This is a genomic window from Actinomadura latina NBRC 106108 (assembly GCF_001552195.1).
GTDB classification, from domain to species: domain Bacteria; phylum Actinomycetota; class Actinomycetes; order Streptosporangiales; family Streptosporangiaceae; genus Spirillospora; species Spirillospora latina.
On record NZ_BCQS01000003.1, the window covers coordinates 321,062 to 336,132 of the forward strand.

Here is a 15,071-nt window from a genome sequence, read left to right on the forward strand (position 1 = left end):
GTCCGGCTGACGCGGCCCACATCCGCCGATGGCGCCCACCCGTACCGCACAGGGTCCCGTCAGGCCCGTCCCCTCGGGAGAATGATCAATGGCATTGGGCTCGCTGCTTCCCGAACTCCTGCCCGGCGGCTCCGGCCGCACCCCGCTGATCGAACGGGTCGCGAGGTGGGCGGAGGAGAAGCCGGACGCGCCGGCCTACACCTTCGTCGACTACTCGGCCGACCCGGCGGGCGCGCACATCACGGTGAGCTGGGCGGAGACGGACCGGCGCGCGCGGGCGGTCGCGGCGACGCTGCGGCAGGTGACCGGGCCCGGTGAGCGGGCCGCGCTGCTGCTGCCGCAGACGCTGGAGTACATGATGACGATGCTCGGCGCGATGTACGCGCACGTCATCGCGGTGCCGCTGTTCTCGCCGGACCTTCCCGGGCACGCCGACCGGCTGATCGGCGCCTACTCCGACGCCGAGCCCGCGGTGATCGTCACGACGCGGAACGCGCTGCCGCACGTGGAGAAGTTCCTCGCCGACCACGACGTCCCGCAGCCGAAGGAGATCCTCTTCGCCGAGGAGGTCGATCTCGCGCTGGCCGACCGGTGGGACGACGAGCCCATCGCGTTCGACGACCTCGCGTACCTGCAGTACACGTCGGGGTCGACGCGCCGCCCCGCGGGTGTGGAGATCACGCACGGGAACGTGACGGCGAACGCGGCGCAGCTGTGGGCCGGGTGGGCGCCCGACCGGCCGGACCCGGAGCTGGTCAGCTGGCTGCCGCTGTTCCACGACATGGGGCTGATCGCGACGATGGCGCTGCCGCTGGTGAACGGCGACCATGCCATCTACACCGACCCCGTGTCGTTCATCATGAACCCGATGCGCTGGCTGCAGCTGATCGCGCAGCGGCCGGGCAAGAACGTCTACACGGCGGGGCCGAACTTCGCCTACGAGTACGTCGCGTCGGCGGTGTCGCCGGAGAAGATCGCGAGTCTGGACCTGTCCGGCCTCACGACCTGCCTGAACGGCGCCGAGCCGATCCGCACGTCGACGCTGTCGACGTTCGCGGAGGCGCTGGCGCCGGCCGGGCTGCGGCCGGGCGCGCAGGCGCCGGGCTACGGGCTGGCGGAGGCGACCGTGTTCGTGTCCGCGGCGGCCGAGGACACCCCGCCGAAGATCATCTCCGTGGACCGGGAGGCGCTCACCCGCGGCGAGCTGCGGCTCAGTGACGGCGGGTCCGAGCTCGTGTCGTGCGGCGGCCCCTACGGGCAGCTCGTCGCGATCGTCGACCCGGAGACCCGGCTGGAGCAGCCGGACGGCCGCGTCGGCGAGATCTGGGTGCACGGCCCCAACACCGCGCCCGGGTACTGGCGCAACTCCGAGCGGAGCCAGGAGACGTTCGGCGGCGAGCTGCGCGAGCCCGGGGAACTCCCCGCCGGGCCCTGGATGAAGACGGGCGACTACGGCGTCGTCCACGAAGGCGAGCTGTACGTCACCGGCCGCATCAAGGACCTCATCATCGTGGACGGCCGCAACCACTACCCGCAGGACATCGAGGTCACGACGCAGGAGGCGCACCCCGCCATCCGTCCCGAGTACGTCGCGGCGTTCGCGCTCACCGGGGAGGAGACGGAGCGCCTGGTCATCGTGGCCGAGCGCAACCGCCGGGTCCCCCTCGGACGGCTGGACGCGGACGAGGTCGAGGCGGCGGTGCGCGGCGCCGTCAACATCGAGCACGAGATGAGCGTCCACGACTTCGTGCTGATCGAGCCCGGCGGCGTGTCCCGCACGTCCAGCGGAAAGATCGCGCGCGCGGCGACGCGGCAGCGCTACCTTGACGGCAAGCTGCCGACGACCGCGGCGCGCCTCGCTTCTCGCAAGTAGCGTCCCGCAAGTAGCTCACGTCCGTGGCGGCCCGCCGGCCGCGGCGAAACAGGAGGATCATGCTTTCGGGGCTGGGGCGTCTCATCCACCGGCGACGCTGGACCAGCCTTGTGCTGATCTTGGTGACGACCGTCATCGCGGGCGGCTGGGGCCTCGGCGTGTTCGCCAAGTTCAAGGAGGGCGGCTTCGAGGACCCGGACGCGTCCTCCACGCTCGTCGCCAAGCTGGGCGCGACCTACTTCGGCAGCACCAACCCCGACGTCCTCGTCCTGTACTCCAGCGACACGATGACGGTGAACGACCCGCGCTACGAGGCGAGCGTCATCACCACCGTGTCGCGGCTGCCGAAGGCGAACGTCGAGGAGATCATCTCCTACTGGTCGTTCGACGGTAAGGCGGCGGAGACGTTCGCGTCCCACGACCGGCACAAGACGTTCGTCGCGGTGAAGCTGCGCGGCAAGGACGGCGCGACCAAGGCCGAGAACTACCACGCCGTGAAGGAGCGGCTGTCGGCGCCGGGGCTCAGCGTCCAGTACGGCGGCAGCGTCCCGCTGGGCGAGGAGTTCGGCAAGCAGGTCGTCGCCGACATCGTGCGCGCCGAGATGATCACCGCGCTGCCGCTGCTCATCCTGCTGATGGTGCTGTTCGGCGCGTTCATGGCGTCGACGCTGCCGATGGCCGTGGCGATCTTCTCGACGATCGGCGGCCTGGCCGTCCTCCATGTGGTGACGTATGCGGCGGACGTGACGTCGTTCGCCTTGGAAGTCGTCACGATGATGGGCGTCGGCCTGTCGATCGACTACTCGCTGTTCATCATCAGCCGGTTCCGTGAGGAACTGGAGCGAGGCATGTCCGCGCACGGGCTGCCACCGGGCAAACCGTGGAAACGTGAGCGGGACAGGGCTTCGCGCAAGGCCGCCAAGAAGGCGTACAAGACTGACTTGAAGCCGATCCGGCAGTCGGCCCTGTCCGCCACCATGGCGACCGCGGGCCGCACCATCATCGTCAGCGGCGTCACCGTGTCGGCGGCTCTCGCCGGGCTGCTGCTCTTCCCGCAGATGTTCCTCCGGACGATCGGGCTCGCCGGCATAGCCACCGTCATGGTCGCCGTCTTCGGCGCCACGGTCCTCCTCCCGACGCTCTTGGCGCTGCTGGGGCCGCGCGTCGAGATCGGCCGCATGCCATGGCGGCGACCCACGGCCAAGCGCGCGCAGCGCGACCCCGAGAGCGGCTTCTGGTACCGCCTGGGCCACAGCGTGATGAAGCATCCGCTGCCGTACTTCACGGTCGTGCTCGTCATCCTCGGCGTGATGTTCGTGCCGTTCCTGAACGTCCAGTTCGGGAGTGTGGACGCCCGCGTCCTGCCCAAGGGCAGCCCCACCCGCCAGGTGGTCGAGACCGTCAAGAGCGAGTTCCCCAACGGTTCCGCCGAGCCCATCGACGTGGTCATCTCCGGAGACCTCATCCCGCGCGACTGGAAGCCCGCCAAGAAGGACGACCCCATCCCGCCCTACCTGGAGGACTTCCGGCAGCGCCTGGAGAAGCTCCCCGGTGTCACGGAGGCCCAGTTCACCGGCTACTCGGGCTCGTACGGGGGCGTGCGCATCTCCGTCACGCACAAGTACGAGCCGATGGCCCAGAACGCCCAGGACCTCGTCTCCGACATCCGCGGGATGAGCCTGTCCAAGGACGGCTACCCGATGCACGTCGACGTCGGCGGCAGCACGGCCGCGCAGATGGACCTGATGTCCAGCCTGATGCGCACCCTGCCGAAGATGGCGCTCTTCGTCGGGGTCGCCACGTTCATCCTGCTCTTCATGTTCTTCGGGTCGATCGTGCTGCCGCTGAAGGCGATCGTGATGAACGTCCTGTCGATCGGCGCCTCGTTCGGCGCGATCGTGTGGGGCTTCCAGTACGGGCATCTCGCCGGCGTCCTGAACTTCACCCCGACGGGCGGCGTCGAGGCCACCAGCATGATCCTCATCCTCGCGGTCGTGTTCGGCCTGTCGATGGACTACGAGGTCTTCCTGCTCAGCCGCATCCGGGAGGAATGGGACCGCACGCACGACAACCGGACGGCCGTCGCGTCCGGCATGCAGCACACGGGCGGCATCATCACCAGCGCGGCCCTGCTGTTCCTCGTCGTCATCGGCGCGTTCAGCATGGCGGGCATCACGGTCGTCAAGCTGATCGGCGTCGGCATGTTCGTCGCGGTCGTCGTGGACGCCGTGCTCGTCCGCTCGCTGCTCGTCCCGGCGACGATGCGGTTCATGGGCGCGGCGAACTGGTGGCTGCCGCCGTTCCTCGCGGGCCTGCACGCCCGCATGGACCTGCGGGAGCACAGCGCCATGGTCCCGGCCGGGGCGACCGTCCGGCCGCCGCGCCTCCCGGACGAGCAGCCGTACCCGTACGCCCTCCACTGGGAGGAGGCGGGCGCCGCTCCGCCCGCTCCGCCCGCTCCGCCCGCCCCGCAGCACGCGGACGCGCACGAGGCCGTCCGCGCCCCGGCGCCCCGGCCGCCCCGCCACGCCCCGCCCCGCGAGGTCTTCAGACCGGCGGAGCCGCCGCTCGCGCACGAACGGGCGCGCCCGGCGCCGGAGGCCGCGCAGCAACGTCTCCGGCCCGCCTCGGTGCCGCCGGCGGGCGCCGCGGAGCCGCCGCGCATGGTCTTCCGGACGCCCGACGGCGGCCCCGAGGGGGGCAACGGGCGCGCCCCGGCCGGCGGCGCGCCGTGGCGTCCCTGGGCGGACGGCCCGCCGCGGCCGAGGCCGCCGCACAATCCGCGCACCAAGCGGGCGATCGTCCCGAACCCGGACGGCTCAGGGTGGTCCTGGGCCGAAGTACCGGACCACGGCGCGCCCTGACCCCGGCCTCACCGGCGGGGCCGCCCTGTCAGCGGAGCGGGCCGCGGGTCAACGCGCCGGCAGGAGCGAGTCGATGATCTCGCGGGCGCGGCCGACGCCGTCCTCGGCCCGGACGCGCCGCCCGAGGGCGTCCGCGCGGTCCGCCATGTCCCGGTCCCGGACCGCCTGCCGGATCTTCGACGCGAGCCTCGGCACCGTCATCGCGCGGAACGGCAGCGGCTTCGTGCCCGCGCCCAGCGCCGCCACGCGCTCGCCCCAGTAGGGCTGGTCGCCGAAGAACGGGCACACGACGGTCGGCACGCCGGCCCGCAGCCCGGCCGCGGTCGTCCCGGCGCCGCCGTGGTGGACGACCGCCGCCATGCGCGGGAACAGCCACGAGTGCGGGACGTCCCGGACCGCGAGCACGTCCTCGTCCGACGTCGCCGGATCGCCCTGCACGATGCCGCGTACCCCGGCGAGCTTCAACGCCGTCCGCACGGTCAGGTCGGTCACCTCGGCGTCCTTCGGGACCATGCTTCCGAACCCGGCGTAGACGGGCGCGGGCCCGGCCGCGAGGAACTCCGCGAGCTCCTCCGGGGGCTCCCACTCGGGCTCCTCAAGGAACCAGTACCCCGTCAGGTGCACGTTGGGTCCCCAGTCCTTCGGCCTCGGGACGACCACCGGGCTGAAGCACGCCAGCACCGGACCGTCCGGCCGCCGCCCCCGCAGCGGCAGCCGCCGCAGGCCCAGCGTCTCGTCCCGCCACGGGTTGATGAAGGGCCGCGACAGCTGCCACGCGATCTGGTCGACCGCCCGGAAGCTCGCCCGCTTCGCCCACGGCCCGAGCGCCCCCGCCTGCGGGACGAACGGATGCGGGAAAGCGCCCGTCGGCTCGCTCGGCTGGAAATGAATCAGCGCCCAAGGGACCCCGAGATGCTCACCGATATGGCGCGGAAGGAAACCGAGAGTAGGCCCCAAGACGAGGTCCGCGCCCTTACAAGCGTCCAAACACTCGGCCAGCAGCCGTTCGGCCATAGGCCCGAGGATGCGCCGGAACCCGCCGAGGAACTTCACCGGATTCCGCCCGCCGGCGAGCAACTCCTGCCCAGCGTCGGATTCGAGGATCTCCGTCGGATCGGCCGTCAGCGGCGCCAGTTCCAGCCCCGCCGCGACGACCATCGGCGAGTACCGCGCGCTCGCCACGAGCCGCACCTCGTCCCCGCGGGCCCGCAGCGCCCGCCCGAGCGCGACGCAGGGCTGGATGTCCCCCCGCGACCCGGCCGCGAAGATCACGATTCTGCTCACGGTGCCTCCTACCAGGCGTCGCTACGCGGGCTGACCTGTGGCTCTTCCGCCGGGCCGTCCTCTTCCGGGGCATAGGGCACGTACCACCCGTCAGGCGGTGCCGGCCGCTCCCCCTCGAGCACCTCGTCCTCACCCACGGCCGTCGCCGGCGGCGATACGCTCTGCCCCGCCTCAGTGGGGTTCCAGGACGCCCGCAACGAGGCCGGTGCTTCCTCCGCGCGCTCCGGTGCGCCCGACTCCGCCGCCTCGGCCGCGAGCGGTGGGATACGGCTCTGGACGCGGTCCTGTTCCGCGGTGACGGGCTTGGTGTGCGCGGGAGCCTGTTCCAGGACGGTTTCGTCCGGTGCGACGTTCACATCGCTGGCTGGACGCTTCTCCGGGGTACGCGCCGCCTCGGTGGGTTGAGCGGGCCTTATGGCGCTCTTGGCGGGGACCTGCGGGGGAGGACCCGGGAGCGGGGCGGCCGGGCCGGCGGGGTCGGTGGCGGGCCAGTCCTCCCAGGTGTTCGCGGGGCCGGGGGACGGCGGCGGGGAGGCGGGGGGTACGGACCATGGGGCCGAGGGGACGGGCTGGTCGTCGTCCTGCCAGGAGTAGGTGTCCTCCGTGGGCTTCAGGTCGTCGGTCCACCAGTGGGGGCCTGGAGTGGGGGCGGGGACGGGCTCGTCCGGCATGGGGTCGTCCTCCCAGGTGACGGGAAGCGGGAGGGGCACGTTCGGTGGGGCGGCGCTCGCCACGGCGACGGGCGCCGTGAGGGGCTCGGACGCGGGCGCGACGAGGGCCGGGACCGGGTCGCGGGGGGTCGCGGCCGGGTCGGACTTCGGGGCGTCGGCGATGACCGGGGGCGTCCTGCCGTGCTTCGGGCCGAGCCAGCCGCGGCGGCTCGGCAGGGTGAGGGCGCTGATCAGGCCGCCGATGAGGACGAGGACGGCGCCGAGGATGAGGCCCGAGGACGTGCCGGCGCGGAACGTCTCCAGTTCGGCGGCGCTCGCGCCCTCGTCCGGGATGTGGAGGATGAGGAGGCCGACGATGGCGATGCCGAACGCGCCCGAGGCCTCGCGGATCACGTTGATGACGCCGCTCGCGACCCCGGCCCGCCGCTCCGGGACGGCCTTCAGCACGTACATCACCAGCGGCATGCCGAGGGCGGCGCCGACGCCGACGAGCATGACGCCGGGCATCAGGTCGGCGTAGCCGTCGCCGACCTGCAGCATGGAGAACAGCACCATGCCGAGGCCCATCAGCGCCATGCCGGCGCCGATCGCCGGGCGCGGGCCGATCTTGGCGGCCATCAGGAACGCCACCGGCGTCAGCACGATGATCGCGAGGGCCGGCGGCAGCATGACCAGGCCCGCCTCGGACGGCGAGAAGCCGAGGAAGCGCTGCAGGAACGGCTGCGAGTAGAACATCATGCCGTTGAAGCCGATGCCGTAGAGCATCTGCGACAGCAGCCCGCCGGTGAACACCCGGTTGCGGAAGAACCGCAGGTCGATCATCGGCTCCGGGGCCCAGTTCTCCACCACGATGAAGCAGGCGAGCGCGATCGCGCCGAGCGCGAAGACGCTGAGCACCGACGGGTCGGCCCAGCCGTGCTTGTTGCCGGCCTCCAGCCCGTAGATGAACGCGAACAGCATCGTCGCGGAGATCAGCACGCCGGGCAGGTCGATGCGGGAGTGCTTGTTCTCGCCGCGGGAGGTGAGGACGAACAGGCCGAGGACGGTCACCAGGATGCCGGGCAGGATGTTGATCAGGAAGATCCAGCCCCAGTGCCAGTGCTCGACGATGAACCCGCCGATCGCGGGGCCGAGCGCGGTCGCGGCGGACGCGGCGCCGATGAAGGCGATGTTGCCGATCGAGCGCTGCTTGTCGTTGCGTCCGACGGTGACCATGACCTGCGTGGCGGGGAGCACGAGCGCGGACCCGGCGCCCTGCACGATGCGGGCGACGATGAGCACCTCGGAGGTCTGCGCGAGCCCGCAGACGGCGGACGCGGCGGTGAACACGACCATGCCGGACGTGAACGTGACGCGGCAGCCGTACACGTCGCTGAGCCGCCCGCCCGTGATCATCAGGCAGGAGAACATCAGGATGTACCCGGTGGCGACCCAGTCCTTGGCCGAGGACGACATGTCGAGGTCGGCCATGATCGTGGGCAGCGCCGTGAAGACCACCGTGTTGTCCATGGTGGTCATGAACGCGCTGACGGCCACCACCGCCAGCGCCCATCGGTATCGGCCCCGGGTCAAGAGTCCGTACGGCGAGGGTCCCGTACCGCCGGGAAATCCGCCGCTTCCCCCTAAAAGCAGTCGTCGCTATTGTTACTATTGGTTGGCGTCTCGTTACTCAGCCCTGACTCTGTGCCGGGCTGCCTCAACTATCCCATCAGGCCACATTGGTTACTCCCGAGTCTTGTCATCACCGTGACAAGACGTCGCTGAGAAAAGTGGTCTGGATGCGCATCGTAAGCCGGTCAGTGTAGGACAAAGTGGTCCCTCCGCTTCGATGAACGATCCCGGTTTCATGGGGGGACCCCAGCGCATGCAGAGCAATGATCGTTCCGGAGCCGCGCGGGAGACCCCGCAGGACGAGACTCGGATCAGTGGGGATTCGATCCGCCGGCACCTGATCGAGCAGATCGCGCGTCGCTCCCGGACCACCGCCGCCGAGATCGACCCCGACCGTCCCCTGGAGGAGTTCGGGCTCGCGTCCCGGGACGCCGTCGCGATCGCCGGCGACCTGGAGCAGATGCTGGGACGCTCCCTGCCGGCCACCCTCGTCTGGGAATACCCCACGATCAACAAGCTCTCCGTCGCGCTGGCGGGCGGCGCCGCGCAGGAGCCGCAGGCCGAGCCGGAGCCCGTCCGGACGGCCGCGAACGACGAGCCGATCGCCGTCGTCGGCATCGGCTGCCGCTTCCCCGGCGGCGACCGCGACCTGACCGGCCCCGCCGACTACTGGCGCTTCCTGACCGGACGCGGCGACGCCGTCCGCGAGGTGCCGGACGGCCGCTGGGACCCGTTCGACGACGGCTCCCCCGAGGTCCGCGACCTCCTCGGCAGGACGACCCGGCTCGGCGGCTTCCTCGACGACGTCGCCGGGTTCGACGCGCAGTTCTTCGGCATCACGCCGCGCGAGGCCGCCGTCATGGACCCGCAGCAGCGCCTCGTCCTCGAAGTGGCGTGGGAGGCGTTCGAGCACGCGGGCATCGGCCCGGCGTCGCTGCGCGGCAGCCGCACCGGCGTGTTCGTCGGCGTGTCGGCGCCCGAGTACGCGGCGTTCACCGCGTCCGACCTGGCGTCCCTGGAACCGTTCACGGCGACCGGCGCCGCGCTCAGCATCATCGCGAACCGGCTGTCCTACCTGCTCGACCTGCGCGGCCCCAGCATGATCGTCGACACGGCGTGCTCGTCGTCGCTGGTGTCCACGCACCTCGCCGTCCAGGCGCTGCGCAGCGGCGAGGCCGATGTGGCGCTCGCGGGCGGCGTGAACCTGCTGCTGTCGCCGACCGTCACGATGACGTTCGACCTCGCGGGCGGGACGGCGGCGGACGGGCACTGCAAGGCGTTCGACGCGTCCGCCGACGGCATGGTCCGCGCGGAGGGCTGCGGCGCCGTCGTCCTGAAGCGCCTCTCGGACGCGCAGCGGGACGGCGACCGGATCCTCGCCGTCGTCAGGGGCTCCGGCGTCAACTCCGACGGGCGCTCCAACGGCCTCGTCGCCCCGAACTCCGACGCGCAGCGCGCCCTGCTCCGGGACGTCTACGCGACCGCGGGCATCGACACGCGCGAGGTCGACTACGTCGAGGCCCACGGGACCGGGACGTTCCTCGGCGACCCGATCGAGGCCAAGTCGGTCGGCGAGATCCTCGGTGCGGGACGCGAAGACGACGCGCCCCTCCTGCTGGGCTCCGCGAAGTCGAATCTCGGTCACATGGAGTCCGCGGCGGGCATAGCCGGGCTCATCAAGGCCGTCCTCGCGCTGCATCACCGGGTCATCCCGCCTAGCGCGCACTACAAGGAACCCAACCCGCACATCCCGTTCGACGAACTGCACCTCGCGGTCGTCGCGGAGGAGACGCCGTGGCCCGACAGGGGCCACCCCGCGCGCGCGGGCGTGTCCGGGTTCGGCTTCGGCGGGACGAACGCGCACGTCGTCCTGGAAGAGGCGCCCGCGCAGGAGACGACCGTCCACCCGGCCGTCGTCAGGACGTTCCCGCTGTCGGACACCAGCGACGACCGTATCCGCGACCACGCGGCCCTTCTCGCCGAGTGGCTCCCGGCCCAGGACGATGTGAAGCTCGCCGACGTCGCCCGGACGCTGCACCGGCGCGCCGGCCGCGGACGAGCTCGCGCCGCCGTCGCCGCCAGGGACCGCGCGGGGTTCGTCGAAGGGCTGACCGCCCTCGCCGAAGGCCGTCCCCACCCCGGTGTGGTGACGGGTTCCGCGCTCGGTATGCCGGGCCGTCCCGTGTGGGTCTTCTCCGGGTACGGCGCGCAGCGCGCGGGCATGGCGCAGCGCCTCCTCGAGGAGGAGCCCGCGTTCGCCGAGGCCATCGACGACCTGGACGGCCTGTTCGCCGAGGAGGGCGGCCCCGACCTGTGGGCGCTGCTCGAAGAGGGCCGCAAGCCGGCCGGGCCGGCCGACGCCATGCCGGTCCTGTTCGCCATCCAGATCGCCCTGGCCCGCATGTGGAAGTCGTACGGCGTCACGCCCGGCGCGGTGGTCGGCCACTCGATGGGCGAGGTCGCGGCGGCCGTCGTCGCCGGGGCGCTCACGCCGGAGGACGGCGTCCGCGTCATCTGCCGCCGGTCCCGGCTGCTGACCCGCCTGGTCGGCGGCGGCGCGATGGCGGTCCTCGGCGCGTCCGCCGACGAGGTCGCCCGCCTCGCGGACGGCCTCCCCGAGGTCTACGCGGCCGTGCACTCCTCCCCGAAGCAGACCGTCGTCACCGGCGACGCCGACCAGATCGCCGAGGTCGTGAAGCGCGCCGAGGCCGAGGGACGCCTCGCCCGGATGGTCCAGGCCGAAGGCGCGGGACACTCCCCGCAGGTCGACCCGCTGCTCCCCGAACTGCGCGAACTCCTCGCCGAGGTCGGCACCGAGCGCGGCACCCCGCTCGCCGACGGCATCCAGCTCTACACGACCGCCCTCGACGACCCCCGTGTCTACCTCGGGTCCGATCCCTCGTCCGGCCCCCTGCTCGGCGTCGAGCACTGGGCCGCGAACCTGCGCAACGCGGTGCGGCTCACCGACGCGGTCTCGGCCGCCGCCGAGGACGGGTTCCGGACGTTCGTCGAGGTCAACGCGCACCCGATCCTCGCCCACGCGGTCGGCGAGACCCTCGACGGGACGGGCGCGCTCGTCACCCACACGCTCAAGCGGGCGCGCAAGGGCGAGGAGACCGACGACACGCTGACCTTCCACGCGCAGCTCGCGACCCTCGCCGCCCACGGCCACAAGGTCGCCACGCCCTCGGACGGGCGCATCGTCGGCGTCCCGCAGTCACCGTGGCGGCACGAGCACCACTGGGTCGACCTCTCGGCCCGCACGGCGGGCAAGAAGGACGAGCACCCGCTGCTGGGCGCGCACGTGGAGATGCCCGGCGAGGACCGGCACGCCTGGCGCGCCGACGTCGGCCTGGCCGCGCAGCCGTGGCTCGCCGGCACGTCCGTCCACGGGCTGCACGTGCTCCCGGTCGCCGCGTTCGCCGAGATGGCACTGGCCGCCGGCGCGACCGCGCTCGGCACCGACGACGTCCGCGTCAACAGCCTGTGGATGGAGCGGCCGCTCGCGCTCACCGACCACACGACCGTCACCACGACGTTCACCGAGGCGGAGCAGCGGGTCGAGATCCACGCGCTGACGCCGGCGGGCACCTGGGTGCGGCTGGCCAGCGCGGACGTCGGCGAGGACCACCGCGCGCCGGCGGCGTCCGAGCCCGTCGCCGCCACCGAGGTCGCCGCCGCCGAGCGCGGCAGCCGCCACTACCGGCTGCACCCCGAGGTCTTCGACCGCTGCCTGTCCGTGCTGTCGGACGAGGCGGCCGGCCCGGTGGACGGCGGAGAGGGCGGCCTGTGGCAGGCCGAGACCATCGGCAGCCTCCGCGTCTACGGCCCGACCCACCGCGGCGGCCACGTCCAGGCGGCGGTGGTCCGCGAAGACGAGGGCGTGACCGGCACGGTCACCCTCCTGTCCGCCGACGGCGGCCTCCTGGCCGAGGCGACGGGCGTCGTCCTGCGCAAGGTCGACCGCCCCGACATCCCTGTCCCCCTGGAAGACAAACTCGTCGAACTCGTCTGGGACGAATCCCCCCTTCCCGACTCCGACTCCGATGCCGAACGCGCCGGTGACACGTGGCTGGTGCTGTCCGAGGAGAACGACGCGCTGGCCGACGTGGCGGCCGCCGGCCTGGCGGAGCGCGGGAAGCGGGTCGTCCGGCATCGGGTGACGAACCGGACGCCGGACGACCATCCGGCCATGGACGAGCCGGTCGAAGGCGTCGTTCTCGTGCCCTCGGCCGAGCTGGTCGACGAGGATCTCGTGCTCGCCGTCGCCGGGGTGAGCCGTTCGCTGCCGGACGGGCCGCGCCTCTACGTCGCGACGCGCGACGCCCTCGCCCTGGACGGCGGGGAAGGGCTGCCCGGCCACGGGTTCGTCAGTGCGCTCACGCGCGTGCTGGCGTTCGAGCGGACCGTGCAGCGGGCCACGCATGTGGACATCGACCGCCCGCAGGACCTGGTCGCGGAGCTTCTCGCCGACGGCGCCGCCCGCGAGGTCGCCTGGCGGGCGGGGACGCGGTACGTGGCGCGGCTCGGGCAGGCGGTCCTGCCGGAGACGGCGGCGAAGAAGAAGCGGATCGTCCGGCGCGGCGGCGCCTACATCATCACCGGCGGGTACGGCGGCATCGGCCTCGTCACCGCGCGGCTGCTGGGCGAGAGGGGCGCCGGGCGCGTCGTCCTGTCCGGGCGGAGCGGGCCCGACGCCGACGCCGAGAAGGTGATCGCACGCCTGCGCGAAGGCGGCGTGGACGTCGGCGTCGTGCTCGGCGACATCGCGGAGCCCGGCACCGCCGAGCGCCTCATCAGGGTCGCCCAGGAGGGCGGCAAGCGGCTGTGCGGCATCGTGCACGGCGCCGGCGCGATCGACGACCGGCTGATCGCCGACCTCGGCCCGGACGATCTCCACAGGGTGTGGACGGCGAAGGTCGAGGGCGCCCGCCGCCTCAGCGAGGCGACCTGGGACCTCGACCTCGACTGGCTCGTCATGCACTCGTCGGCCGCCGCGCTGCTCGGCTCGCCCGGCCAGGGCGCCTACGCCGCCGCGAACGCCGCGATCGACGCGCTGATGGCCCGCCGCCGCGCGAACGGACGCCCCGGGACCACCATCAACTGGGGCACCTGGTCGCAGGTCGGCGGCGCCGCCGAGGCGGCGGTGGCCGTCATCGACCCGATCAGCCCGGCGGAGGGCGCGGAGGCGCTGGAGGCGCTGCTCGTCCACGGCATGGCCGCGACGGGCGTGCTGCGGTTCGACCCGGCCACGGCGGTCGGGCTGTTCCCCGAGATCCGCGACATGCCGTACTTCGCGGCGCTGACCGAGGCGGCGGACGAGGCCGGAGCCGACGACGCGGGCGACTGGCCCGGCGTCGAGGCGCTCAGGGAACTCGACCCCGCCACCGCGCGGAAGATGATCGCCGCGCAGGTCAAGCACCGGATCGCGGCCGTGCTCGGGTTCGAGCCGCAGCGCCTGGACCCGTCCGTCCCGCTCACCGACCTCGGCCTCGACTCCCTCGTCGCGGTGCGGATCAAGAGCGGCGTCGAGCACGACCTCGGGTTGACCGTCCCCGCGTCGGTGCTGCTGCAGGGCGCCAGCGTGAACGTGTTCGAGGAGTGGGCCGCGGGCGAGCTCGGTCTCGCGGACGCCCCGGCGCCCACGGCCGTCTCGAACGCCGAATCCGGGTACGTCATGCCGCGCGACGCCGCCGAGCGGCTCGCGGCCCGCATCTTCGAGGACGTCCTCGGCCTCGACCGCGTCGGCGTCACCGCCGACTTCTTCGCCGACCTCGGCGGCCGGGAGCACCAGGCCGACCAGGTCGTGGCGCTCGTCTCCACCGAACTCGGCGCCGAGGTCACCCGCGGCGAGCTGTTCGAGGTCCCGACGGCGGAGAACGTCGCCGAGTACATCCGGGCCGCGGACGAGGAGGCGGCGCGGCAGACCGTACGCCCGCTCAAGCCTTCCGGCACCCGGCGGCCGATCTTCATCGCGCACCCGGCGGGCGGCACCACCGCCTGCTACCGCCAGCTCATCGACCTGCTCGGCGACGACCAGCCGGTGTACGGGCTGGAGCGGTTCGAGGACGCGCCGTCCGTCGAGGAGCGCGCCGCCCGCTACGTCCAGCACCTGCTCGAAGCGCAGCCCGAGGGCGCGTTCCGGCTCGGCGGCTGGTCGTTCGGCGGCGTCCTCGCCTACGAGACCGCCCGGCAGCTGACGGCCGCCGGACGCGAGGTCGAGTTCGTCGCGCTGTTCGACGCGGGGCTGCCGCTGCCGGTGGACGACGAGTCCGACACCCTCGCCCGCCGCTTCTCCGCGTTCGCCGACTACATCAACGAGACGTACGGCCTGGACGTCACCCTCACCTACGAGGAGCTGTCCGGTCTGGACGAGGAAGCACAGTTCGCGCTCGTCATGGAGCGCGCGGCCCCGCTCGTGGACTACATCCCGCCGGCGGCCCTGACCCACCAGCTCACGTCGCACCAGGACACCCGTTCCCTGGAGGCGTACCAGCCCGAGCCGTACGACGGACGCGTCATCCTTTACTACGCGCCTGAGGAGACCCCCTGGGCCGTCCGGGATGCCCGCTATGTGCTCGACGGGACCAACGGTTTCGGCGGGCTCTGCTCCCACCTGGAGATCGTCACGATCCCCGGGGTGCACCACCTCAACCTGCTCGACCCGCCCGGTGTGGAGGTTCTCGCCGCGCACCTGGAGGGCAGGCTGGCCGGACGGCAGGAGAGCGACGCCGTCCTCATGTCCACAACGGCCCGCTGAGGGCCCAC

5 protein-coding genes are annotated in these 15,071 nt (G+C 72.6%); 3 read left to right on the forward strand and 2 right to left on the reverse strand.

Translation table 11 applies throughout. The features are described 5' to 3' along the window. Positions 1 to 88 precede the first annotated feature (88 nt). Together AL2_RS02275 and AL2_RS02280 are read left to right on the forward strand one after the other, a co-directional pair. Complete coding sequence (locus AL2_RS02275) at positions 89 to 1,873, forward strand: fatty acyl-AMP ligase (protein ID WP_067628611.1); 1,785 nt, start codon at positions 89 to 91, stop codon at positions 1,871 to 1,873. A 122-nt stretch (positions 1,874 to 1,995) separates the two neighbouring features. Then, positions 1,996 to 4,737, forward strand: coding sequence for an MMPL family transporter (locus AL2_RS02280; protein WP_245666261.1), 2,742 nt, complete (start codon positions 1,996 to 1,998; stop codon positions 4,735 to 4,737). 48 nt (positions 4,738 to 4,785) lie between these two features. Here AL2_RS02280 and AL2_RS02285 read toward each other — a convergent pair whose 3' ends face one another. Together AL2_RS02285 and AL2_RS02290 are read right to left on the reverse strand one after the other, a co-directional pair. Further along, positions 4,786 to 6,021, reverse strand: a complete 1,236-nt coding sequence (locus AL2_RS02285; RefSeq protein ID WP_067628615.1) for a glycosyltransferase — start codon at positions 6,019 to 6,021, stop codon at positions 4,786 to 4,788. A gap of 8 nt (positions 6,022 to 6,029) precedes the next feature. Beyond that, complete coding sequence (locus AL2_RS02290) at positions 6,030 to 8,264, reverse strand: MFS transporter (RefSeq protein ID WP_083945853.1); 2,235 nt, start codon at positions 8,262 to 8,264, stop codon at positions 6,030 to 6,032. Between the two features lie 292 nt (positions 8,265 to 8,556). Here AL2_RS02290 and AL2_RS02295 point away from each other — a divergent pair, with 292 nt between their 5' ends. Continuing rightward, positions 8,557 to 15,063 carry a type I polyketide synthase gene (locus AL2_RS02295; RefSeq protein WP_067628618.1) on the forward strand — a complete coding sequence of 2,169 codons (6,507 nt, stop codon included), beginning with the start codon at positions 8,557 to 8,559 and terminating at the stop codon, positions 15,061 to 15,063. The last annotated feature ends 8 nt before the right edge of the window (positions 15,064 to 15,071 follow it).